The sequence below is a fragment of the Rhodococcoides corynebacterioides NBRC 14404 genome, from assembly GCF_001894765.1.
In the GTDB taxonomy this organism is placed as follows: Bacteria; Actinomycetota; Actinomycetes; order Mycobacteriales; family Mycobacteriaceae; genus Rhodococcoides; species Rhodococcoides corynebacterioides.
Genome location: NZ_BCWV01000004.1, coordinates 99,658 through 122,173 on the forward strand (window position 1 = coordinate 99,658; position 22,516 = coordinate 122,173).

Below are 22,516 nucleotides of genomic sequence, written 5' to 3' on the forward strand. Positions count from 1 at the left end.
CTTCTATGGTTAGTTACATGAGTAATGAACCACCCAACCAATGGACCCGGTGGTCATCGTGATCGACGACGGGCGGCCGATCTTCCTGCAGATCGCCGAGATGATCGAGAACTCGATCATCGACGGATCACTGGCCGAGGAGGCGCAAGTGCCGTCGACCAACGAACTGGCCGCGTTCCACCGCATCAATCCCGCCACCGCCGGCAAGGGGCTCGGACACCTCGTCGCGGACGGCATCCTCTACAAGAAGCGAGGTATCGGAATGTTCGTCACCACGGGCGCCCGCGACGCGCTGCGCTTCCGGCGCCGAGAGCGCTTCGCCGACCAGTACGTCACCCCACTGGTCGCCGAGGCACGCAAGCTCGGCCTCGGTCCCGACGAGATCATGACCATGATCGCCGACCGTGCGGCCGGGCCGGCCCCAGCGTCACGGGAGGGAGCACGATGAGCGCCCCGGTGGTGTCGGTGCGCAACCTGCGCAAGAGCTTTCGGGACGTCGACGCCCTCGCCGACGTGTCCTTCGACGTCCACGAGCACGGCATCCACGGCCTTCTGGGCCGCAACGGCGCCGGCAAGACCACGCTCCTGCAGATCCTCACGGGCCAGCAGTGGGCGGACGACGGCGAGGTGTCGGTGTTCGGCGGCGACCCCTTCGAGAACGCGGCGGTCCTGCGTGACGTCTGCTTCGTCAAGGAGAGTCAGCGGTACCCGGACGACTTCCGCGTGAGTCAGGTGCTCGACGCCGCGGCCGCGATCCTGCCGCGGTGGGACGACGACCTCGCCCGGAATCTCATGGCGGACTTCGACCTTCCCCGCCGACGGAAGGTCAAGAAGCTCTCCCGCGGTATGACGTCGGCCCTGGGTGTGGTGGTGGGCCTCGCGTCCCGAGCTCCGCTCACCCTCTTCGACGAGCCCTACCTCGGCCTCGACGCGGTCTCGCGGCAGCTGTTCTACGACCGACTCCTGGCCGACTACGCGGAGCATCCCCGCACGGTGGTCCTGTCGACGCACCTGATCGACGAGGTGGCCGATCTCGTGGACCGCGTCGTGGTGATCGACGGCGGCCGGGTCGTCGTCGACGACGACGCCGAGCAGCTCCGCGGTCGCGCGGTGACCGTCAGCGGCAACGCCGACAGCGTCGCCGACTTCACCACCGATCACGCCGTGCTGGCGCACGAGTCGATGGGGTCGATGGCACGCACCACCGTCGACGGTCCCCTCTCGCCCGAGGTGATCGCCGCCGCCCGCGCGGCCGGACTGCACGTCGATCCGGTGTCCCTTCAGCAATTCGTGGTCGCCAGCACCACCCGTCGGAAGGTGTCCTCGTGAGTACCGTTCTCGCCCCCACCCCGTCCCGCACCGCGGCCGTCGCCCGTGTGCACGCCCAGAACTGGCAGATCGCGTTCCTGTGGCCGATCGGCATCCTGGCGGCCATCGCCGGGATCACCTGGACCGTGCTCGCACTGCTCCCCCGAGGCAGCGCGGACGTCAACACCGGCGGCGCCACGTTCGTCTTCTTCTTCGGCCTCGTCCTGTTCGCGCAGTCGGTGAACCAGTACTTCCCCTTCGTCTCCGGCCTGGGGGTCACCCGCTGGGAGTTCTTCCGTGCCACCTCCGCCGTGGTCGGTGTTCACGCGGTGCTGTTCGGGACGCTGATGATCGCGCTGTCGCTCGTCGAGCGGGCCACCGACGGCTTCGGTGTCGGCATGCGGCTGTTCTCCCTCAGCGCCCCCGTCGCCGGCTCCGTTCTCACGGAGTTCGCGTTCTTCGTGACGGTCATCGCGTTCGCGAACGTCGTCGGCGTCCTGGCCGGTGCGATCTACCTCCGGTGGCGGGCCGTGGGACTGTGGGCCACCGGACTGCTCGCGACGGTGCTCCTCGGCGTGATCGTGGTCGTCTTCACGTGGCAGGGCTGGTGGGTGCCGGTGGGCTCGGCGATCGCCGACGCGCCCCGACCGGTCACGATGGTGCTGCTCCCCCTGGTTCTCACCGCGCTGGCCGCCCCCGGCGTGTGGGCGGTGCTGCGGCGAACCACCGTCTGATCACCGGACGGTGAGAACCGGCAGACCCGCCGGAACTCCCTCGGCGAGGAGCGTCGTCACGGCCTCCACGTCGAGGGAGTTCTCCACGAGATCCGCCAGTAGATCCACCTGTGCGGTGCGCTCCGCGTCGACGTCGGTGTCGGGGGCCGGGACGAATCCGCGCCGATCGGCCCGCACGGCGACCTCCGTCAGCCAGTCCCGCCGGAACTCGTCGTTCTCGAGCAACCCGTGCCAGTGGGTGCCCCACACGGCGCCTCGCACGCTGCCCTCCCCGGCGCCGTCCGCGCCGTCGAACCAGGCGGGATCGGCCGAGCGCACGACTCGTCCGTGATGAATCTCGTACCCGCGCAACCCCGTCGGTGACTGCACACGTCGGAGCACCTTGTCCGGTCCGAACTCGATGTCGAGGTCGAGCACGCCGAGCCCGGCCACGGCGCCCGATCCCGACTCCACGTCGTCCAGGATGCGCCGGCCGAGCATCTGGTATCCGCCGCAGATACCGAGAACCGGACCGCCGCGCTCGACCCGCCTCGTGATCTCGTCCGCGATTCCGGTGCGGCGCAACCACTCCAGATCGTGCACCGTCGCTTTCGAGCCGGGCAGGACCACCAGATCGGCGTCCGCGAGCCGCGACGGGTCGGTCGCCCACTGCACGCTGACCCCTGGTTCACAGGCGAGTGCCTCGACGTCGGTCGAGTTGGACACGCGCGGCAGGCGCACCGCCGCCACCCGCAGCCACTGCGTCCCGACGGGCCTGCCGGGCCGTCCCACGGGGGCGTCGGCCGTGGTGCCGAGCGAGTCCTCCGCGTCGAGCCACAGGGCGTCGTCGAATGGCACCACGCCGTACGTCCGCCGCCCCGTCCGGTCGCGCAGCGTGTCGAGCCCCGGTTGCAGCAACGCCGGATCGCCCCGGAACTTGTTGACGACGAATCCCGCGATCAGTGCCTGATCGGCCGGGTCGAGGATTGCCAGCGTGCCGAAGAAGTGCGCGAGCACGCCCCCACGATCGATGTCGCCCACCACGAGCACCGGCAGGTCCGCCGCTCGGGCGAGGCCCAGATTGGCCAGATCCGTGGCGCGCAGGTTGATCTCGGCGGGCGACCCGGCGCCCTCGCAGATCACGACGTCGAAGTCGGCGCGGAGCGACGCCAGGTCCTCCGCGACGACGGCGCGCAACGCTTCGCGATGGGCCATGTAGTCGCGTGCGCCGACCGACCCGGTGGCCCGGCCCCGAACCACCAGTTGCGACGTCCGATCCCCGCCGGGCTTGAGCAGCACGGGATTGAACCGCACGCTGGGTTCGAGGCCGCATGCTCGGGCCTGCAGCGCCTGGGCGCGGCCGATCTCGCCGCCGTCGAGTGTCACCACCGAGTTGTTCGACATGTTCTGCGCCTTGAACGGCGCGACGCGCACCCCCCGCCGCGCGAGCAGTCGGCACAGGCCGGCGACGAGGACGCTCTTCCCCGCGTCCGACGTCGTTCCCGCCACGAGCAGGGCGCCGGAAAGCGGCGACGGGGTCACGGCAGGGTGAGGATCTCGGCCCCGGTGTCGGTGACGACGAGGGTGTGCTCGAACTGGGCGGTCCAGCTGCGGTCCTTGGTGACGACGGTCCAGCCGTCGTTCCACTGTTCCCAGTCGATGCCGCCGAGGTTGATCATCGGCTCGATGGTGAAGGTCATGCCCGGTTCGATGATCGTCTCGACGCTCGGCTCGTCGTAGTGCAGCACCACGAGGCCGTTGTGGAACGTCGTTCCCACACCGTGACCGGTGAAGTCGCGCACCACGCCGTAACCGAAGCGGTTGGCGTACGACTCGATGACGCGACCCACCACGTTGAGCGCCCGGCCCGGCTTGACCGCCTTGATGGCCCGCATCGTCGCCTCGTGGGTCCGCTCGACGAGCAGCCGCGCCTCCTCCGACACGTCGCCCGCGAGGAACGTCGCGTTGGTGTCACCGTGCACCCCGTCGATGTAGGCGGTGACGTCGATGTTGACGATGTCGCCGTCCTGGACGACCGTGGAATCGGGGATCCCGTGGCAGATGACCTCGTTCAGCGAGGTGCAGCAGGACTTCGGAAAACCCTTGTACCCCAACGTCGACGGATACGCACCGTGATCGATCATGTACTCGTGGGCGATGCGATCGAGCGCATCGGTGGTCACACCCGGCGCCACCGCGTTGCCCGCCTCGCGCAGTGCCTGCGCCGCGATGCGCGACGCCACCCGCATCTTCTCGATGGTCTCGGGGGTCTGCACCCACGGTTCCGAGCCCTCGCGGGCGGTCTTCTTCCAGGCGTACTCCGGCCGCTCGATGTGCTTCGGGACGGGGAGCACGTCGGAGACGGTGCCGGGTTCGAGAACGGTGCGAACAGCCATGCACCCGAGCGTAGTCCGTGGTCAGTAGCCCTCGGGCAGCGCCGTGAACATGTCCCTGGTGACGGCCACCGCGTTGTCGGAGCTGCCGCCGCGCACGACGAGCGTGGCGAACGCCAGGTCTCCGCGGTAGCCGACGAACCATGCGTGCGAGCCGCCGTCGACCTCGGCCTCACCGGTCTTGCCGTAGACCTCGCCCTGGTCGGCGATCCGGTCCGCGGTGCCGCTGGTGACCACCGACCGCATCATGCCGCGCAACCCGTCGACGACGGCCGGGTCGACCGCCGGGCGGTCCCCCTCGACCGTGGTGTCCTCGCCCTGGATCAGCCGCGGCGTCGGGGTGCTGCCGTGCGCCACCGTGGCGGCGGCCAGGGCCATGCCGAACGTGGACACGAGCACCTTGCCCTGGCCGAACCCGTCCTCGGTCCGCTGCACGAGATCGGACGCCGGGGGCACGGATCCGGACTCCGTGGGCAGACCCGTCACCGTGTACTCGGGACCGATGCCGAACATGGCCGCCGCGTCGGTCAGGTCGTCGGGGCCCATCTCGCTGGCGAGCTTGGCGAAGGAGGTGTTGCAGGACCGCGTGAAGGCGGTGCTCATCGACACGTCGCCGAGCGAGAACTCGTTGTAGTTGGGGACGCTGCGCTCCCCGATGACGATGCGACCCGGACACGGCACCGTGGTGCCGGGTGTCGCGAGCCCCTCCGCGATGGCCGCCCCCGCCGTGACGATCTTGAACGTCGACCCGGGCGGATACAGACCCGTTGACGCCACCGGCCCGTCACGGTCCGCGGCCGCGTTCTGCGCGACGGCGAGAATGTCACCCGTCGAGGGTTGGATCACCACCATCATCGCCTGGTCGCGGGAGACGTTCACCGCGTTCTGCGCGGCCACCTGGATCGGCCGATCGAGGCTGATGCTGATGGACGGCACCGGTTCCGGTGCGGTCTCGGTCAGGACCCCGACGTCGGCCCCGTTCGCGTTGACGGCGACGACGCTCCAGCCGGCCGCACCGTCGACGCGGTCCATGACGGTCTTCTTGACCTGACTCACCAGATCGGGCGCGAAGGATCGATCGGTCGAGACCAGATCGGACTCCTCGGTGACGGCGACACCGGGCAGGGCCGACAGCTCGGCCGCCACCGTGTCGTAGTCCTCCTCACGCAGCGTCACCACGCGGTAGGCGCCCTGCGCGGCGGTGGCCGACTCGACCGTCGACTGTGCCGTGATGGAGTCGTCGAACGGGCGCAGAAGCCGTTCGAGCGCGCGGGCCGTCGACACGATCCGATCGGACGTCAACTCCGCGACGGTCCAGGAGACGCCGACGACCGTGCCGGGCACCAGGACGTCGGACCCCGCGTGCTCGTTGACCCGGGCACGCGGGGCGGCCGTGGATCGGAGCACCATCGACTGCGTGTCGCCGAGCGTCGGGTGCAGGTCGGTGGAGTTCCACCGCACCACCCAGTCACCGCCGCGTCGACCCATGCGCAGCGACCCGTCGTACGTCCACGTCCGGTCGCGCGGCAGCTGCCAGGTGTAGGTGTAGTCGACGGTCGCGGTGTCGCCGTCCACCGTCACGGCGCCGGTGCTCGCCTCCAACGACTCCGCCTGCAGTCCGTCCCACGCACTGTCGATCGCTCCGGCAGCGAGGTCCGGCCGGTCCGTTCCGGCGGCCGCCGCGGCACTGTCCCGGCTCGCCAACGCTGCCACGAAGGCATCGGCGGCGGATTCGGGGCCCTGCGGTTTCGGGGTGCACGCGCCCAGCGCGACGGCGAGCAGGACCGCGACTGCCGCGGCGAGGAAACGGGAGATCATCGCCTGCCATCGTAGGACCGGGTGACGCCCGCGTCCGTCCCGACACGCAGGGCCGAAACTCAGTCCAGGAGCACGGTGGCGAAGGTCCCGACCTGCCGAAACCCGATGCGCTCGTACGCGCGGCGAGCCGGGACGTTGTAGCTGTTGACGTAGAGACTGGCGGTCCGCCCGCCGTCGATCACGGCCGCGGCCACGGCGGCCGTCCCGACGGACCCGAGTCCGCGGCCGCGACACAGCGGGTGAACCCACACCCCCTGGATCTGCCCGACGTCCCGCGAGAGCGACCCCACCTCGGCCTTGAACACCACCTGGCCGTCCTCGAATCGCGCCCACGCGCGCCCGGCCGCGATCAGATCGGCGATGCGACGGCGGTACCCGCGACCACCGTCACCGGCCCGCGGGTCGACGCCGACCTCCTCGATGAACATCGCGACGGCCGCCGTCAGGTACACGTCGATCTCGTCGGCGGTGACCCGACGCACGGACGGATCGGCCGTGTCCGGCCGGACGACGAGCGCGAGCAGCGGTTGGTCGGCCCGTACCTCGCGGGCGGATCCCCACTCCGGCTCGAGCATCGACCAGATCGGCAGGGTGAGCTCCGCGCGTCCGACCAGCGACGAGCAGAGCCGCGGGCCGCGCAGGGCGCGGTCGGCGAAACTCCTCAGGTCGTCGCCGTCGCCGCGCAGCGGCACAAGATTCGCTCCGGAGAAACAGAGCGACGACGACGGACCCCCACGAGACCACAGTTCGCCGTGGTTCACCCGTGGCTCGATGCCCGATTCCTCGATGCGCGACGCGACCATGCACGACGCGACAGGGTCCGACCGCAGCACTCGGAGGACCTCGTCGGTGTCACGTCGGGTCAGCGCCTTCGCGCCGAGAAGCTTGAGCATCGGTGTCTCGCCGCAGGTCAGCCGACGGACACCACCGGCGAGGAACCGGCGTCGGCGTCGCCCTCGAAGGTCTCCGCGATCCGCATGGCCTCCTCGATCAGCGTCTCGACGATCTGCGCCTCGGGCACGGTCTTGATCACCTCGCCCTTGACGAAGATCTGGCCCTTGCCGTTGCCCGACGCGACACCGAGGTCCGCGTCCCGCGCCTCGCCGGGGCCGTTGACGACGCATCCCATGACGGCCACGCGCAACGGGATCTCCATGCCCTCGAGGCCGGCCGTGACCTGGTCGGCCAGGGTGTAGACGTCGACCTGCGCGCGTCCGCAGGACGGGCAGGACACGATCTCGAGCTTGCGAGGACGCAGGTTCAGGGACTGCAGAATCTGCGTCCCCACCTTGATCTCCTCGTTCGGCGGCGCCGAGAGCGAGACGCGGATGGTGTCACCGATACCGTCGGCGAGCAGCGACCCGAAGGCGACGGCGGACTTGATGGTGCCCTGGAATGCCGGACCGGCCTCGGTCACACCGAGGTGCAGGGGGTAGTCGCACTGCGCCGCGAGCTGACGGTAGGCCTCCACCATGATCACCGGGTCGTTGTGCTTCACGGAGATCTTGATGTCGCCGAACCCGTGCTCCTCGAACAACGACGCCTCCCACAGCGCGGACTCGACGAGAGCCTCCGGCGTGGCCTTGCCGTACTTCTGCATCAACCGCGGATCGAGCGATCCCGCGTTGACCCCGATCCGAATGGGGATGCCGGCGTCCCCCGCCGCCTTGGCGACTTCCTTGACGCGGCCGTCGAACTCCTTGATGTTGCCGGGATTCACGCGCACCGCGGCACAGCCGGCGTCGATGGCCGCGAAGATGTAGCGCGGCTGGAAGTGGATGTCGGCGATGACGGGGATCTGCGACTTGCGCGCGATCGTCGCCAGCGCGTCGGCGTCCTCCTGCCGGGGGCAGGCGACTCGCACGATGTCGCAGCCCGATGCGGTGAGCTCCGCGATCTGCTGCAGGGTCGAGTTGATGTCGTGCGTCTTGGTGGTGCACATCGACTGCACCGAGATGGGGTGGTCGCTGCCGACGCCCACGCTGCCCACCTGCAATTGACGGGTCGTGCGACGCGGGGCCAGCACGGGGGGCGGTCCGGCCGGTATGCCCAGTCCTACGGTCACTTCAGTCCTTTCGTCGCCCGCCGGTGGCCACCGGCCGACTGCACGGCGGCCATCGGCCGCCTGTGCACCAGTCTAGTTACCGAACAGGTCGATGGGATTGACGATGTCGGCGGTCAACGTCAGCAGCATGAACGCGCCGCCGATGGCGATGACGACGTACGTCAACGGCATCAGTTTGAGGTAGTTCACCGGCTCGCCGCGACCCAGACCGCGCAGCGCGCGAATCCGGTTGCGCACGCCCTCGTAGATCGTCACCGCGATGTGTCCGCCGTCGAGCGGCAGCAGGGGCAACAGGTTGAACACGCCGAGGAAGAAGTTCAGGGTCGCCAGCAGTCCGACGAACAGCTCCCACAGTCCGCGCTCGGCGGCCTGACCGCCGATGACACTGGCACCGACCACGGAAATCGGTGTGTCGGCGGATCGCTCGCCGCCGGTGATCGACGTCCACAGCGCCCCGACCTTCTGCGGGAGATCCACGATCGCCTTGACCGTCTCCACGCCGGTGTACCCGGCGAACGAGATCGCGCCGGGCACGGCCGACAGGGCGTCGTACCGGATCGTGAGCGGGGTACGCGCCACGCCGATCGCGCCGGTGGTCCGCAGCTCGGTCGCATCGGGATCGTCCGCCGTCGCGGTGGAGAACAGGCGCTCCGTCCGCTGCACCTCGACGGGCACCGTCAGAGTGTCGCCGGCGCGGTCCACGGTCACGTCCACCGTGCCCCCGGCGTTCTGGACCGTCGCGACGACGTCCGCGAAGGTCGCCGTGGGTGTGCCGTTCACCGCGGTGACGACGTCGCCGGCGCGAATACCCGCCGCGCCCGCCGGCCCCGGACCGGTGCACGGCGCGATCCCACCCTCGGCGTCCTGCGGGGCGACGCACTGGGTGCCGGCCACGGTTGCCGAGGTGTCGCGGTTCGGCAATCCCCACCCGAGCGCCAGGGTGTAGAGCAGAGCGAAGCCGAGCACGAAGTTCATGGCGATTCCGCCGAACATCACGGCGAGGCGCTTCCACGTCTTCTGCTTGTACATCGCGCGGTCGACCTCGTCGGGTGCGAGTTCGTCGACCGCGGTCATCCCGGCGATGTCGCAGAACCCGCCCGCCGGAATCGCCTTGAGCCCGTACTCGGTCTCACCGCGACGCCAGGAGAGGATCTTGGGGCCGAAGCCGATGTAGTAGCGACGGACCTTCATGCCGGTGGCCTTGGCCACCCACATGTGCCCGCATTCGTGCAGTGCGATCGAGATGCCGATGCACACCGCGAACGCGACGACGCCGAGAACGAACACCATCGTCAGGAACGGCCTTTCTGTGCTGCGAGGGCTCGGGCGCGGTCACGTGCCCACGCGTCGGCCTCCAGGACGTCGTCGACCGTGGACGGCGGCGCCGACCAGCGGTCCGCACCGTCCTCCACCACATCGGCGACGACGTCCACGATACGAGGGAAGGACAGATCGCCGACGAGGAACGCCGCGGCAGCGACCTCGTTGGCCGCGTTGTAGACCGCGGTGAGGCACCCGCCGAGCTCCCCCGCACGGCGCGCCAGCGCGACCGCCGGGAAGACCGCGTCGTCCAGCGGCTCGAATTCCCAGGTGTGCGCCGTCCGGAAGTCCAGCGCGGGGGCGGCGTCCGCGACACGGTCCGGCCAGCCGAGGGCCAACGCGATCGGCAGCAACATCGACGGTGGACTGGCCTGCGCGAGGGTCGACCCGTCGGTGAACGTGACCATCGAATGGACGATGGACTGCGGGTGCACGGTGACGTCGATGCGGTCGTACGGGATGCCGAACAACAGGTGGGCCTCGATGACCTCGAGTCCCTTGTTGACCAGTGTCGCGGAGTTGAGCGTGTTCATCGGCCCCATCGACCAGGTGGGGTGCTTGCCGGCCTGCTCCGGGGTCACCGAGTCCAGGCTCGCGCGGTCGCGTCCGCGGAACGGTCCGCCGGACGCGGTCACGACCAGACGGGCCACCTCCTCCGCCCGACCCCCGCGCAGGCACTGGGCGAGCGCGGAGTGCTCGGAGTCGACCGGCACGATCTGACCGGGCGCCGCCGCATCGGTGACCAGCGACCCGCCCGCCACGAGCGACTCCTTGTTCGCCAGCGCCAGACGCGCGCCGGATCGCAGCGCAGCAAGAGTGGGCGCCAGCCCGAGGGACCCCACCAGGCCATTGAGCACGACGTCCGCCTCGGTGTCCTCCACCAGCCGCGTGACGGCGTCCGGGCCCGAGCGCACCCCGGTCACGTCGAGCCGCGCGGCGGCCCGAGGATCGGCGACCGCGACCTCGGTCACCCCGGTCTCGGCGATCTGCCGCGCGAGCAGGTCGACCGAGCCGCCTCCGGCAGCGAGTCCCACCACGGTGAACCGATCGGGGCGCGCGGCCATCACCTCGAGCGCCTGGGTTCCGATCGAGCCCGTGCTGCCGAGCACGAGCACGCGCGTCGAGCCGTCGCCGCTCGTCGAGCCATCGCCGCTCGTCGAACCATCACTGTGCGTCGTCACCCGGACAGTGTGGCCGACGCACCTGACAGGCTCGTGTGAGGATGGCGCGGTGCCCCGTCGTCCGTCGTCCGATCCCGCCTCGTACCGCACCGCTCCGCTGACGTACCCGGAGGTCGGGGGCACGGCGTCGGAGTCGATGCCGTCGGGCTACCACCATGTCCGGCAGTCCCGGTCGCTCGGTCACGGGGTCGAGGTCTTCGACGAGGCGGCTCGGCGCCTGCTGCACTGGGACATGCATCGCGGCGCCGGCCTCACGGTGCGCGCCACGTCGGCCGCGGCGGAGCCCGAGGCGATCGTCGTTCTCGGACTCGGCCCGATCCGGATCCCCTGCCGCGTGGTCGACGTCATCGACGACCGGGCGGACGACGACTCTCGCGAACGCGGTTTCGCCTACGGGACGCTCCCCGGCCATCCGGAGCGCGGTGAGGAACGCTTCGTCGTGCGCTTCGACGAGCGCACCGGCGCGGTGTCGGCGCACATTCGGGCGTTCTCGACGGCGGGGTCCGCAGTGGTCGCCCTGGGCGGCCCGCTGAATCGACTCGTGCAACGGGTGGCCACCCGGCGCTATCTCGCCGCGCTGCTGCCCACCGACCCGCGACCCTGAGCGAGCCGCTACGACGACCGGTCGTACGCCGCGATACGATCACGACACGTCTCGCCCCCGGGGCTCCGCGGGCGACCCCGCGGACCCCGTCGAACATCAGGAGGATCGGTCGTGACCGGAAGCATCGAGCCGCGCTCGGACGCCCCGCGCGTTCCCGCCACGAACGTCCACATTGCCGAGGTCCCCTCCGCTGCGTGGGGATGGAGCGGCGAGGCTCCGCGCACCTTCCGCATCGCCGGTTGGATCGTATCGTTGTTCCTGCTTGCGATGATCATCGGCAACCACACGGGCCGGGTCGAGGACCTCTGGCTCATCGGGTTCGCCGTTCTGCTGTGGATCGTGCTGATCCGCGACATCCTGCTGCGCCGCAAGCCGCGCCGCGGCTGACCGCCCGGCGGATCAGTTCTCGGCGGCCAACTGGCCGCACGCTGCGGCGATCTCCTGCCCCCGCGTGTCGCGCACGGTGCAGGAGACCCCGGCGGCGCGCACGCGACGGACGAACTCCTCCTCGACCGGCTTGGGGCTCGCGTCCCACTCGCTGCCCGGCGTCGGGTTCAGCGGGATCAGGTTCACGTGGACCAACGCGCCCAGCGCCTTCTTCAGCTTCGTCGCCAGCAGGTCCGCCCGCCACGGCTGATCGTTGACGTCGCGGATCAACGCGTACTCGATGGATACCCGTCGCCCCGTCGTGTCGGCGTAGTACCGGGCGGCGTCCAGCACCTCGGCGATCGACCATCGGTTGTTGACCGGCACCAGGGTGTCGCGGAGCTCGTCGTCCGGGCAGTGCAGGGACACTGCGAGGGTCACCGTCAGACCCTCGTCGGCCAGCTTGCGGATCGCCGGGGCCAGACCGACGGTCGACACGGTCACCGACCGCTGGGACAGGCCGAGGCCCTCGGGCGCCGGTGAGACGATGCGCTTGACGGCCGCCACCACGCGCTTGTAGTTGGCGAGCGGCTCGCCCATGCCCATGAACACCACGTTCGACAGTCGGCCCTCACCGCCTTCCACCACGCCGTCCCGGAGGTCGGCGGCCGCGGAGCGCACCTGGTCGACGATCTCGGCCGTGGACAGATTGCGCTGCAGTCCGCCCTGGCCCGTGGCGCAGAACGGACACGCCATGCCGCACCCGGCCTGGCTGGAGATACACAGCGTGGCGCGGTCGGGATAGCGCATGAGGACCGACTCGAGGAGCGTCCCGTCTCCCGCGCGCCACAGCGTCTTGCGGGTGTCGCCGCCGTCGCAGGCGACGTGCTTGACCGGGCTGAGCAACGTCGGGAACAGGGCGGCACCGACCTTCTCCCGCACCGAGGCGGGCAGGTCCGTCATCTTCTCGGCGTCGGCCTGCAGCCGCCCGTAGTACTGCCGGGCGAGCTGATCGGCTCGGAACGCCGGAAGACCGAGCTCGACGACGGCGGCGCGGCGCTGATCGGCGTCGAGGTCCGCGAGGTGCGTCGCGGGCATGCCGCGGCGGGGTGCGTCGAACACGAGGGGAAGAGCGGTGGGTGCCATAGTGCCTCCAGTGTCTCACCGCGGAGCGGTGGGCTCGAACGGTCCGGCCTCGAACGACCCGGTCGCAGTACAACCGGCCCTGATACCCCCGGCGCGATAGGGTGCAAACACCTCGCGCCCGGGTAATCATTCCCCCATGTCTCGCACCTCGTCCGGCGCCGCCGATTCCGCCGCGTCCGACCCCACCGATCCGACGTCGTCCGCGCTGCCCGGATCGGGACTCGATTCCGATGGCTCCGACGTCGCCGTCTCCGACAGTCGTCTCCCCTCCGGGAAGACGCCCGACGGCGTGAAGCACACCCGCGCTGCCGCGCTCTACACCGGCCTCGTGGTGGGCGCCATCGTGCTCGTCGTGCTGATGGTGTTCATCCTGCAGAACCTCGACAGCGTGCCGATCCACCTGTTCGGGTGGACGTTCGACCTCCCCGTCGGCATCGGGATGTTGCTGGCCGCGGTGGCCGGTGCCCTGGTCATGGCCGCGGCGGGCGGTGTGCGCATCCTCCAGGTCCGGCGGGCGGCCAAGCGTAAGTAGCGTCACATGGCGTGGTGAATGTTCGGTGCCACACGTGAACACTATTGACGCAACCTTCCCCGATCGGCTGTGGCGATGCACAGTGGACTGGTGACGACCTTCCTGGAGAATCCGGTGTCATCAGTCGCTGCGGACCGGGCTCGGTCGTGGCTGCTCGTCCCCGGAAGCAAGCCCGAGCTGTTCACCCCGGCCCTGGAGTCCGAGGTCGATGCCGTCATCCTCGACATCGAGGATGCGGTGTCCCCCGCCGGCAAGCCCGCGGCGCGCGACGCCGTGGTCGCCTGGCTGCGCGGCGGCCGTCGCGCGTGGGTCCGCATCAACGACGCCACCACTCCGTTCTGGGCCGACGACCTCGACGCCCTGCGTGGCATCGACACCCTCGAGGGCGTCATGCTGGCGAAGACGGAGAGCGGCAGCCAGGTGGAGGCCACGGCCGCTCGGCTGGGCGACGGTGTTCGCGTCGTCGCACTCGTCGAATCCGCGATGGGCCTCGAGGCCGCGCCGGAGATCGCCCGGGCGGACGCCACGTTCCGTCTCGCGTTCGGCAGCGGGGACTTCCGTCGTGACACCGGGATGAGCGACGAGCCGATGGCCATGGCCTACCCGCGGGCACGCCTGGTGGTCGCGAGCCGCGCCGCCCGCCTCCCCGGACCGATCGACGGACCGACGCTGACGATCAACGACGAGCATCTCGCACGGGACAGTCGACTCACCGTGTCGATGGGCATGACCGGTCGCCTCTGCATGCACGCCGGTCAGGCGCCCGTCGTGAACCGCGAGCTCGCTCCCTCCCCGGACGACGTGACCTGGGCGCGGGACACCATCGCCGCCCTCGGGGTGAACGGGGAGAACGTCCGGGACGGCAGCGATCTCCCCCGCCTCGCTCGCGCCAAGAAGATCACCGACCAGGCACAGGCCTTCTCCATCCGCTGATCGTCACGGCCGCACGTACTCGGCCAGGTGCCGGCCGGTGAGTGTGGACCGGTCGGCCACCAGCGCGGCGGGCGTTCCCTCGAACACCACCAGTCCGCCGTCGTGCCCTGCCCCGGGGCCGAGGTCGACGATCCAGTCCGCATGCGCCATCACTGCCTGGTGATGCTCGATCACGACGAGCGTCGTCCCGGCATCGACCAGCCGGTCCAGGAGGGCGAGCAGCTGCTCGACGTCGGCGAGGTGCAGACCCGTGGTCGGCTCGTCGAGGATCAGGACCCCGCCCTTCTCCCCCATGTGCGTCGCCATCTTCAGGCGTTGCCGCTCACCGCCGGACAGCGTCGTCAAGGGCTGACCGAGTGCGACGTACCCCAGCCCGACGTCCGACAGTCGCGTCAGGATGCGGTGCGCGGCCGGCAGGGCCGCCTCGCCGTCTCCGAAGAACGCCGACGCCTCCGCGACCGACATGGCGAGCACCTCGCCGATGTTCCGGCCGCCGAAGTGGTAATCGAGCACCGACGCCTGGAACCGACGGCCCTCGCACACCTCGCACGGTGTGCTCATGCCGGCCATGATGCCGAGGTCCGTGTAGATCACGCCGGCGCCGTTGCACGCCGGGCACGCACCGTCGGAGTTCGCACTGAACAGCGCCGGCTTGACCCCGTTCTGCTTCGCGAACGCCTTCCGAATCGGCTCCAGCAGCCCGGTGTACGTCGCGGGATTGCTGCGGCGGGATCCCCGGATGGGACTCTGATCGACCGTCACCACCCCGTCGCGCCCGGCGAGCGAGCCGTGGATCAGGGTGCTCTTGCCGGACCCCGCGACGCCGGTGATCACCGTGAGCACACCCGTCGGGATGTCGACGTCGACGCCGCGAAGGTTGTGCCGATCGGCGCCCCGAATCTCGAGCGCGCCCGTCGCGGTGCGGAGGGTCTTCTTGAGAGCCACCCGGTCGTCGAAGTGCCGACCGGTCACCGTGTCGCTCTGCCGCAGACCGTCCACGTCCCCCTCGAAACAGACCGTGCCGCCCGCGGTTCCGGCACCCGGCCCGAGGTCGACGATGTGGTCGGCGACGACGATGGTCTCCGGCTTGTGCTCCACCACCAGCACGGTGTTGCCCTTGTCCCGGAGTGATCGCAGCAGCCCGTTCATGCGCTCGATGTCGTGTGGGTGCAATCCGGTCGTGGGCTCGTCGAACACGTAGGTCACGTCGGTGAGCGAGGACCCCAGGTGACGGATCATCTTGACGCGCTGCGCCTCGCCCCCGGACAGCGTGCCGGCGGGTCGATCCAACGACACGTACCCGAGGCCGATGTCGACGAACGAGTCGAGCGTTCGACTCAACGTGGTGAGCAGGGGCGCGACCGAAGGCTGGTCCAGACCCGCCACCCAGCGCGCGAGGTCGGTGATCTGCATGGCGCAGGCGTCCGCGATGGACACCCCGTCGATCCGTGAGGACCGGGCAGCCTCGGTCAGGCGGGTGCCGTCGCACTCCGGGCACGTCGCGAAGGTCACCGCCCGCTCGACGAAGGCCCGGATGTGGGGCTGCATCGCCTCGACGTCCTTGGTCAGGAACGACTTCTTGATCTGCGGGATCAGGCCCGAGTACGTGAGGTTGATGCCGTCGACCTTGATCTTGGTCGGCTCGCGATACAGCAGGTCGTCGAGCTGCTTCTTCGTGAACTTCGCGATCGGCTTGTCGGGATCGAAGTAGCCGCAGCCCCGGAAGATGCGGCCGTACCACCCCTCCATGCTGTAGCCGGGAATGGTGATGGCGCCCTCGTTCAACGACTTCGACGCGTCGTACAACGCGGTGAGGTCGATATCGGACACCGAGCCGCGCCCCTCGCACCGCGGGCACATTCCGCCCGTGATCTCGAAGCTGCGACGCTCCCGGGTCTCGCGCCCGCCCTTCGAGACGGTCACCGCACCGGCCCCGGAGATCGAGGCCACGTTGAACGAGAACGCCTGCGGTGACCCGATGTGCGGGTCGCCCAGGCGGCTGAACAGGATGCGCAGGAGCGCGTTGGCGTCGGTGGCGGTCCCGACCGTGGATCGCGGGTCCGATCCGAGGCGCGACTGGTCGACGACGATCGCCGTGGTGAGTCCGTCGAGCACGTCCACGTCGGGCCGTGCCAGCGTCGGCATGAATCCCTGCACGAACGCGCTGTAGGTCTCGTTGATCATGCGCTGGGATTCCGCGGCGACGGTGCCGAACACCAACGAACTCTTCCCCGACCCGGACACCCCGGTGAACACCGTCAGCCGGCGTTTGGGGATACGGACGCTGACGTCCCGCAGGTTGTTCACCCGGGCACCCTGGACGGTGATGACGTCGTGCACGTCCGCCGGATGGGCGGCGCCCGTGGTGTCGGTTCGGCTCATCGGATCCCCTCGCTGCAGTGATCGACCAGCATCAGACCGTAGTACCTCGGGCGCGGTCGAGCGTCGTTCTTCGGCGGACGTGGATGCGGTAGCCGACCTCCACGGTGGTGCCGGCGATCTCGCGCCGGGCGCGGTCGGCCACGGCACGCGAGAACTCGATGCCGATTACCGCGTCGAGCGTCCGGCGGTCGTCGAAGACCCACCGAGTCCGAACTCGACGGTCCTCGAAACCCTGGGCGGCGAAGAACCGCTCGACAGCGGCCGGGTCGTAGCGGGGCAGGTCGCGCCGCATCCAGTCGCCGTACGGAGGCACGGTGGCGTCCAGATCGACGATCACCAGGGCCCCACCCGGACGCAGCACACGCATGGCCTCGGCGATACCCGGCCCGCACCCGGGGCCGAAGAAGTACGCCGTGCGCGCGTGGACCACGTCCACCGACGCGTCCTCGAGGGGCAGTGCGTCCGCTCGCCCCTCGGTCACACGCACGTGACTCAGGTGGGCGGTGCGGCGGCGGGCGCGCGCGACCAGCGGCGGATGCGGCTCGACCCCGACGACGCGTCGAGCGTCGGCCGCGAACATCGGCAGATGGAATCCGGCTCCGCATCCGACGTCCACGACGTCGCGTCCCGTCCACGACGCCACGTCGCGGAGCACGCTCTCGACGGCGCCGTCGGGATCCTGCGCGCGATTCTCGGCCTCGTAGACGTCCGGCCATCGCCAGATGTTCGGGCTCGGTACGACCGCCGACCGGTCCTCAGACGAACGCGGCAAGGACCAGCCAGGTGACCAGGACCGACGGCAGCACCGAATCCAGTCGGTCCATGAGTCCGCCGTGCCCGGGGAGCATGGTGCCCATGTCCTTGATGCCGAGGTCGCGCTTGACCTGGGACTCGACCAGATCGCCCAACGTCGCGGAGAAGACGACCAACACACCGAGGAGGACGCCGATCAGCGGGTTCGCGTCGAGCAGGAACGCCACCGTCGATGCCGACCCGACGACGCAGAGCAGGAGGGACCCGGCGAGGCCCTCCCAGGACTTCTTCGGGCTGATCGCGGGGGCCATGGGATGGCGACCGAAGAGGACGCCGGCCGCGTAGCCGCCGACGTCGGAACAGACCACCGCAATCATGAGCACCAGGACTCGGGCACCACCGTCGTCGCCCTGACACAGCAGCGCCGCGAACGCCCCGAAGAGCGGGAGCCAGGACAGCACGAAGATCGACACGGCGCAGTCGCGCAGGTAGTTCCTCGGCGCCTCGTGAAGCCCGCCGGAGAGCAACCGCCACACCATGATGACCAGCACCGCCGCGCCGAACGCGGAGAAGGCGCCCGTGGCCCCCAACGGGAGGGTCAGCCAGATGACCACCTGGCCACCCACGATGAGCGGGATGCGCGGGACGGCGATGTCGGCCTCGCGCAGACGCTTGGTGACCTCCCACGACGCGACGGCGATGGCGATGGCCGCCACCCCGACGAAGGCGATGGGGACGAACACCAGGACGAGGATCAACATCACCCCGAGGGCGCCGCCGACCGCGATGGCAGCCGGCAGATCGCGACCGGCCCGCGATGTGGACTTCTTAGTCGTGGTCGTCCGGGCCGCCGGATCGCCCTGCTCGGGTTCGCTCACGGAGGTCATACCTCCATCAGTTCCGCTTCCTTGTTCTTCACGATCTCCTCGACCTGCGCGACGTACTTCGACGTCGTCTTGTCGAGCTCCGCTTCCGCGCGCGTCACGTCGTCCTCGCCGGCCTCGCCGTCCTTCTGGATGCGCTTGAGCTCGTCCATCGCCTTGCGGCGGACGTTGCGGATGGACACCTTGGCGTCCTCGCCCTTGCCCTTGGCCTGCTTGACGAATTCCCGGCGGCGCTCCTCGGTGAGCTGCGGAACCGAGATACGGATGATGTGTCCGTCGTTCGTGGGGTTCACCCCGAGATCCGAATTGCGGATCGCCGTCTCGATGGGACCGAGCTGACTCTGCTCGTACGGCTTGACGATCACCATGCGCGCTTCCGGCACGTTGATTCCCGCGAGCTGCGTGATGGGAGTCAGGGCGCCGTAGTACTCCACCATGACCTTCGCGAACATGCCGGGGTTGGCGCGGCCGGTCCGGATCGAGGCCAGGTCGCCCTGCGCGACCGAGACGGCCTTCTCCATTCGCTCCTCGGCATCGAAGAGTGCTTCGTCGATCACGACCGTTCCTTCCGATAGTTCGCTCGCCCGGTCACCTGCGGGGCCGGATGACTACTTGACCAACGTGCCGATCTTCTCACCGGCCACCGCACGTGCGATGTTCCCCTCGGTGAGCAGATTGAACACCATGATCGGCATTCCATTGTCCATGCAGAGGCTGAACGCCGTGGCGTCCGCGACCTTCAGACCCTTCTCGATCACCTCGCGGTGGGTGATCTCGGTGAACATCGTGGCGTCGGGGTCCACCTTCGGGTCGGCCGAGTACACCCCGTCGACCGCCTTGGCCATGAGGACCACCTCGGCGCCGATCTCGAGGGCGCGTTGCGCGGCGGTGGTGTCGGTGGAGAAGTAGGGCATGCCCATGCCGGCGCCGAAGATCACGACGCGCCCCTTCTCGAGGTGGCGTTCCGCGCGCAGCGGGATGTACGGCTCGGCGACCTGACCCATGGTGATGGCGGTCTGCACGCGCGTGGTGATGCCCTGCTTCTCCAGGAAGTCTTGCAGCGCCAGGCAGTTCATGACGGTGCCGAGCATGCCCATGTAGTCCGACCGGGAGCGGTCCATCCCGCGGACCTGGAGCTCGGCGCCGCGGAAGAAGTTGCCACCGCCGATGACCACGGCGACCTGGGCGCCGGACCGGACGACCTCGGCGATCTCCTCGGCCACCTTCTGCACGACGTCGGGGTCGAGACCGACCTGTCCGCCACCGAACATCTCGCCGCCGAGCTTGAGCAACACTCGTCGGAAACCGGGTCGCGCCGTCTCGTCGGTCACGATGCCTCTCCTGTCCGTCGTGGATTCGGGTGCCTCCAGGGCATCTTGCCCCATGGGCCGGTGGGTCGGCGGCGCCGCCCGGCCTCCACAGCGGACGGTGCCGCCCACTCGCAGTGAGTGGACGGCACCGTCGACGCTGTCCGTGTCGGTTCCGCTACGACCGTCGGGTCAGTTGGAGCCGACCTCGAAGCGCACGAAGCGAGTGATGGTGACGCCGGCGTCCGCCAGCATCGCCTTGACCGACTTCTTGCTGTCCTGCACGGACGACTGCTCGGTGAGCACCACGTCCTTGTAGTAGCCGTTGACGCGCCCCTCGACGATCTTGGGCAGCGCCGCCTCGGGCTTGCCCTCCTCGCGAGCGGTCTGCTCGGCGATGCGACGCTCGCCCTCGACGATGTCCTCGGGGACCTCGTCGCGCGTGACGTACTTGGCCTTGAGCGCGGCCACCTGCATCGCGGCACCGCGAGCGGCCTCCGCTGCGGCGTCGCCCTCACCGGTGTACTCGACGAGCACGCCGACGGCGGGCGGCAGGTCCGCACTGCGCTTGTGCAGGTAGGTCGCGACCGGGCCGTCGAAGGAGACGACGCGACGGATCTCGAGCTTCTCGCCGATCTTGGCCGAGAGCTCCTGCAGCGCGGTGTCGACGGTCTTGCCGTTCAGGTCGAGCGCCTTCAGCGCATCGACGTCGGCCGGCTTGCCCTGCGCCGCGACGTCCGCCACGGACTGCGCGAACGCCTGGAACTCCTCGTTCTTGGCGACGAAGTCGGTCTCGGAGTTGATCTCGACCAGGACGCCGTCCTTGGCCACGACCAGTCCCTCGGCGGTGGAGCGCTCGGCACGCTTGCCGACGTCCTTCGCACCCTTGATACGCAGCTGCTCGACGGCCTTGTCGAAGTCGCCGTCGTTGTCGGCGAGTGCGTTCTTGCAGTCCAGCATCCCGGAGCCGGTCAGCTCACGGAGCCGCTTGACGTCGGCGGCGGTGTAGTTCGCCATCTGGTCCAGCCTCCCAGTAGAAGTTCGAGTGAAAGATCGAGAAGAACCGGTCCCGGTGTCTCACACCGGGGTGAACGCGGGGTGACACACAACGAGACCCGGCGTCCCCCGAGGGGCGCGCCGGGTCTCGTCGGGCATCAGCTCTGTGCGTTCGACGCGTCCGCAGCGGGGGCGTCGGCGGCGGGAGCGTCCGTGACCGGAGCGTCCGTCGCGGCCGGGGTGTCCGCAGCGGCCTGCTGCGTGGCCTCGGCGGCCGGGGAGGCCTGAGCGAGCTGCTCGAGCTCCCACTCGGCGAGGGGCTCGCCGGCGCCGACCTCGGGCTTGTCGTCCGCGCCGGAGTTGCGGCCGGCACGGGCCTGCACGCCCTCGGCCACGGCGGACGCCACGACCTTGGTGAGCAGCGCAGCGGAGCGAATCGCGTCGTCGTTACCCGGAATCGGGTAGTCGACCACGTCGGGGTCGCAGTTGGTGTCCAGGATCGCGATGACCGGGATGTTCAGCTTGCGAGCCTCGCCGACGGCGATGTGCTCCTTGTTGGTGTCGACGACCCACACGGCCGAGGGCACCTTGGCCATGTCCCGGATACCACCGAGGGTGCGATCCAGCTTGGTCATCTCACGCGTGAGCATGAGGATTTCCTTCTTGGTACGACCCTCGAATCCACCGGTCTGCTCCATCGCCTCGAGCTCCTTGAGGCGCTGCAGGCGCTTGTGCACGGTGGAGAAGTTGGTGAGCATGCCGCCGAGCCAGCGCTGGTTCACGTAGGGCATGCCCACGCGGGTGGCCTCGGCCGCGATCGATTCCTGAGCCTGCTTCTTGGTGCCGACGAAGAGGACGGTGCCGCCGTGGGCCACGGTCTCCTTGACGAACTCGTACGCCTTGTCGATGTACGTCAGCGTCTGCTGCAGGTCGATGATGTAGATGCCGTTGCGGTCGGTGAAGATGAATCGCTTCATCTTCGGGTTCCAACGGCGGGTCTGATGCCCGAAGTGCGCGCCGCTGTCGAGCAGCTGCTTCATGGTCACAACAGCCATGGCTGTGCGTCTCTCTTTCTCTGCCGGTTGATGCACGGCGTTCGACCCGCGAGGGTCGAGGTGATCCGTGCCCTGGCGCTCGCCGTTCGCCGGAACCCGTGAGAGACGGGACCAGCCGACGAACACGTACCCGAGCGATGGCCGGGTGCGACGAGCGCGCGAAGTCGACCTGTACGGACAGGTCGCATCGATCAGTGTACGACGGGTTCGCCGCAGGTCATAACCGGGCATCCCCGGGCTCTCCACACCGGACCCGCCCGTCCCCGGGCCGGCTCGCGCGGCGCCGCCGACCCGTCGTCGACGGGCACCGTGACGGCCATGCCGATTCTCGCGCACGCCGCCGCCCGGTCCGCCGCACGATTCGGGACGGTTCTCCCACTCGTTCTGCTCGCACTCGCGGTCGGTCCTGCCGAGGCGGACCCGCACCCGTTCCGCTGGCCGTTGGATCCGCGACCCGCCGTCGTCACCCCGTTCACGCCGCCGCCGGAGCGGTGGCTGGCCGGTCACCGCGGACTCGACCTCGACGGCGGTTCCACCGCGGGACCGACGGTGCTCGCCGCGGGCGACGGAGTGGTCGTGTTCGCCGGCCTCGTGGCCGGTCGTGGCGTGGTCACGCTCGACCACGGCGACATCCGCACCACGTACGAACCCGTTCGGCCCCTCGTCGCCCGCGGCACCCGCGTTCGCGGGGGACACCCGATCGCCGTGCTCGAGGACGGCCACGCGTCCTGTCCCGTGGCGCGCTGCCTGCACTGGGGCG

General features: G+C 69.7%; 22 protein-coding genes and 1 pseudogene. 8 read left to right on the plus strand and 15 right to left on the minus strand.

Annotated elements, in window-relative coordinates; all coding sequences use genetic code 11:
- Positions 1-58 precede the first annotated feature (58 nt).
- Genes RC2_RS09785 through RC2_RS09795 form a run of 3 tightly spaced genes read left to right on the plus strand, consistent with a single transcriptional unit; the run spans position 59 to position 2,042 of the window.
- On the plus strand, positions 59-448 hold the full coding sequence (locus RC2_RS09785) for a GntR family transcriptional regulator (protein ID WP_068151347.1): 390 nt from the start codon (positions 59-61) through the stop codon (positions 446-448).
- On the plus strand, positions 445-1,329 hold the full coding sequence (locus tag RC2_RS09790; protein ID WP_068151276.1) for an ABC transporter ATP-binding protein: 885 nt from the start codon (positions 445-447) through the stop codon (positions 1,327-1,329). Before RC2_RS09785 ends, RC2_RS09790 begins: the two co-directional genes overlap by 4 nt.
- The gene (locus RC2_RS09795) at positions 1,326-2,042 is read left to right on the plus strand and encodes a hypothetical protein (RefSeq protein WP_068151279.1); all 717 of its coding nucleotides are present in this window, start codon (positions 1,326-1,328) and stop codon (positions 2,040-2,042) included. The genes RC2_RS09790 and RC2_RS09795 overlap by 4 nt, the downstream gene beginning before the upstream one ends.
- On the opposite strand, the gene RC2_RS09800 is transcribed toward RC2_RS09795, so the two are convergent.
- The 7 genes from RC2_RS09800 to dxr form a co-directional block, all read right to left on the minus strand.
- Positions 2,043-3,563: a cobyric acid synthase gene (locus tag RC2_RS09800; protein ID WP_068151281.1), complete on the minus strand. Its 1,521-nt coding sequence runs from the start codon at positions 3,561-3,563 to the stop codon at positions 2,043-2,045.
- Positions 3,560-4,417 carry a type I methionyl aminopeptidase gene (gene map, locus RC2_RS09805; protein WP_068151284.1) on the minus strand — a complete coding sequence of 286 codons (858 nt, stop codon included), beginning with the start codon at positions 4,415-4,417 and terminating at the stop codon, positions 3,560-3,562. Before map ends, RC2_RS09800 begins: the two co-directional genes overlap by 4 nt.
- 21 nt (positions 4,418-4,438) lie before the next feature.
- A complete protein-coding gene (locus tag RC2_RS09810; RefSeq protein WP_068151286.1) occupies positions 4,439-6,232 on the minus strand; it encodes a penicillin-binding transpeptidase domain-containing protein in 1,794 nt (597 codons plus the stop codon).
- 59 nt (positions 6,233-6,291) lie between these two features.
- On the minus strand, positions 6,292-7,125 hold the full coding sequence (locus RC2_RS09815; protein ID WP_068151289.1) for a GNAT family N-acetyltransferase: 834 nt from the start codon (positions 7,123-7,125) through the stop codon (positions 6,292-6,294).
- 17 nt (positions 7,126-7,142) lie between these two features.
- Positions 7,143-8,297 (minus strand): flavodoxin-dependent (E)-4-hydroxy-3-methylbut-2-enyl-diphosphate synthase, encoded by a 1,155-nt coding sequence (ispG, locus tag RC2_RS09820; RefSeq protein WP_068151292.1) that lies wholly within the window; start codon positions 8,295-8,297, stop codon positions 7,143-7,145.
- Between the two features lie 72 nt (positions 8,298-8,369).
- Positions 8,370-9,587: a M50 family metallopeptidase gene (locus tag RC2_RS09825; RefSeq protein ID WP_068151295.1), complete on the minus strand. Its 1,218-nt coding sequence runs from the start codon at positions 9,585-9,587 to the stop codon at positions 8,370-8,372.
- 2 nt (positions 9,588-9,589) lie between these two features.
- Positions 9,590-10,798: a 1-deoxy-D-xylulose-5-phosphate reductoisomerase gene (dxr, locus tag RC2_RS09830; protein ID WP_371828703.1), complete on the minus strand. Its 1,209-nt coding sequence runs from the start codon at positions 10,796-10,798 to the stop codon at positions 9,590-9,592.
- 49 nt (positions 10,799-10,847) lie between these two features.
- On the opposite strand from dxr, the gene RC2_RS09835 reads away from it, so the two are divergent.
- Both RC2_RS09835 and RC2_RS09840 read left to right on the plus strand, forming a co-directional pair.
- Entirely contained in the window at positions 10,848-11,402 is a 555-nt protein-coding gene (locus tag RC2_RS09835; protein ID WP_068151302.1) for a DUF1990 domain-containing protein, read from the plus strand.
- A gap of 111 nt (positions 11,403-11,513) precedes the next feature.
- Positions 11,514-11,789, plus strand: a complete 276-nt coding sequence (locus RC2_RS09840; RefSeq protein ID WP_068151305.1) for a DUF2631 domain-containing protein — start codon at positions 11,514-11,516, stop codon at positions 11,787-11,789.
- A 12-nt stretch (positions 11,790-11,801) separates the two neighbouring features.
- Here the strand turns inward: RC2_RS09840 and rlmN are convergent, their stop codons facing one another.
- Positions 11,802-12,914 (minus strand): dual-specificity RNA methyltransferase RlmN, encoded by a 1,113-nt coding sequence (gene rlmN / locus RC2_RS09845; RefSeq protein WP_068151308.1) that lies wholly within the window; start codon positions 12,912-12,914, stop codon positions 11,802-11,804.
- Positions 12,915-13,050: 136 nt separating this feature from the next.
- On the opposite strand from rlmN, the gene RC2_RS09850 reads away from it, so the two are divergent.
- Both RC2_RS09850 and RC2_RS09855 read left to right on the plus strand, forming a co-directional pair.
- The gene (locus RC2_RS09850; RefSeq protein WP_068151311.1) at positions 13,051-13,446 is read left to right on the plus strand and encodes a LapA family protein; all 396 of its coding nucleotides are present in this window, start codon (positions 13,051-13,053) and stop codon (positions 13,444-13,446) included.
- A 75-nt stretch (positions 13,447-13,521) separates the two neighbouring features.
- Positions 13,522-14,379, plus strand: coding sequence for an HpcH/HpaI aldolase/citrate lyase family protein (locus RC2_RS09855; protein WP_068151350.1), 858 nt, complete (start codon positions 13,522-13,524; stop codon positions 14,377-14,379).
- Positions 14,380-14,382: 3 nt separating this feature from the next.
- On the opposite strand, the gene RC2_RS09860 is transcribed toward RC2_RS09855, so the two are convergent.
- The 7 genes from RC2_RS09860 to rpsB all read right to left on the minus strand — a co-directional run bounded on the left by RC2_RS09860 (position 14,383) and on the right by rpsB (position 21,756).
- On the minus strand, positions 14,383-16,761 hold the full coding sequence (locus tag RC2_RS09860) for an ATP-binding cassette domain-containing protein (protein WP_068151314.1): 2,379 nt from the start codon (positions 16,759-16,761) through the stop codon (positions 14,383-14,385).
- Between the two features lie 31 nt (positions 16,762-16,792).
- A complete protein-coding gene (locus tag RC2_RS09865) occupies positions 16,793-17,533 on the minus strand; it encodes a class I SAM-dependent methyltransferase (RefSeq protein ID WP_068151317.1) in 741 nt (246 codons plus the stop codon).
- A complete protein-coding gene (locus tag RC2_RS09870) occupies positions 17,517-18,401 on the minus strand; it encodes a phosphatidate cytidylyltransferase (protein WP_082895679.1) in 885 nt (294 codons plus the stop codon). The genes RC2_RS09865 and RC2_RS09870 overlap by 17 nt, the downstream gene beginning before the upstream one ends.
- Positions 18,398-18,955, minus strand: coding sequence for a ribosome recycling factor (gene frr, locus RC2_RS09875; protein ID WP_068151319.1), 558 nt, complete (start codon positions 18,953-18,955; stop codon positions 18,398-18,400). The genes RC2_RS09870 and frr overlap by 4 nt, the downstream gene beginning before the upstream one ends.
- A gap of 51 nt (positions 18,956-19,006) precedes the next feature.
- Positions 19,007-19,729: a UMP kinase gene (gene pyrH, locus RC2_RS09880; RefSeq protein ID WP_068151321.1), complete on the minus strand. Its 723-nt coding sequence runs from the start codon at positions 19,727-19,729 to the stop codon at positions 19,007-19,009.
- Between the two features lie 168 nt (positions 19,730-19,897).
- Positions 19,898-20,722 (minus strand): translation elongation factor Ts, encoded by an 825-nt coding sequence (tsf, locus tag RC2_RS09885; RefSeq protein WP_068151326.1) that lies wholly within the window; start codon positions 20,720-20,722, stop codon positions 19,898-19,900.
- Between the two features lie 137 nt (positions 20,723-20,859).
- The gene (gene rpsB, locus RC2_RS09890; protein ID WP_068151358.1) at positions 20,860-21,756 is read right to left on the minus strand and encodes a 30S ribosomal protein S2; all 897 of its coding nucleotides are present in this window, start codon (positions 21,754-21,756) and stop codon (positions 20,860-20,862) included.
- A 318-nt stretch (positions 21,757-22,074) separates the two neighbouring features.
- On the opposite strand from rpsB, the pseudogene RC2_RS09895 reads away from it, so the two are divergent.
- Positions 22,075-22,485: pseudogene (locus RC2_RS09895) on the plus strand (peptidoglycan DD-metalloendopeptidase family protein); the annotation flags it as partial.
- Positions 22,486-22,516: the final 31 nt, after the last annotated feature.

Coding starts and splice junctions, on each gene's coding strand:
- RC2_RS09790 (WP_068151276.1), top strand. CDS start 445: ATGAGCGCCCCGGTGGTGTCGGTGCGCAACCTGCGCAAGAGCTTTCGG.
- map (WP_068151284.1), bottom strand. CDS start 4,417: ATGGCTGTTCGCACCGTTCTCGAACCCGGCACCGTCTCCGACGTGCTC.
- RC2_RS09810 (WP_068151286.1), bottom strand. CDS start 6,232: ATGATCTCCCGTTTCCTCGCCGCGGCAGTCGCGGTCCTGCTCGCCGTC.
- RC2_RS09815 (WP_068151289.1), bottom strand. CDS start 7,125: ATGCTCAAGCTTCTCGGCGCGAAGGCGCTGACCCGACGTGACACCGAC.
- RC2_RS09825 (WP_068151295.1), bottom strand. CDS start 9,587: ATGGTGTTCGTTCTCGGCGTCGTCGCGTTCGCGGTGTGCATCGGCATC.
- rlmN (WP_068151308.1), bottom strand. CDS start 12,914: ATGGCACCCACCGCTCTTCCCCTCGTGTTCGACGCACCCCGCCGCGGC.
- RC2_RS09850 (WP_068151311.1), top strand. CDS start 13,051: ATGTCTCGCACCTCGTCCGGCGCCGCCGATTCCGCCGCGTCCGACCCC.
- RC2_RS09855 (WP_068151350.1), top strand. CDS start 13,522: ATGCACAGTGGACTGGTGACGACCTTCCTGGAGAATCCGGTGTCATCA.
- RC2_RS09860 (WP_068151314.1), bottom strand. CDS start 16,761: ATGAGCCGAACCGACACCACGGGCGCCGCCCATCCGGCGGACGTGCAC.
- RC2_RS09870 (WP_082895679.1), bottom strand. CDS start 18,401: ATGACCTCCGTGAGCGAACCCGAGCAGGGCGATCCGGCGGCCCGGACG.
- tsf (WP_068151326.1), bottom strand. CDS start 20,722: ATGGCGAACTACACCGCCGCCGACGTCAAGCGGCTCCGTGAGCTGACC.
- rpsB (WP_068151358.1), bottom strand. CDS start 21,756: ATGGCTGTTGTGACCATGAAGCAGCTGCTCGACAGCGGCGCGCACTTC.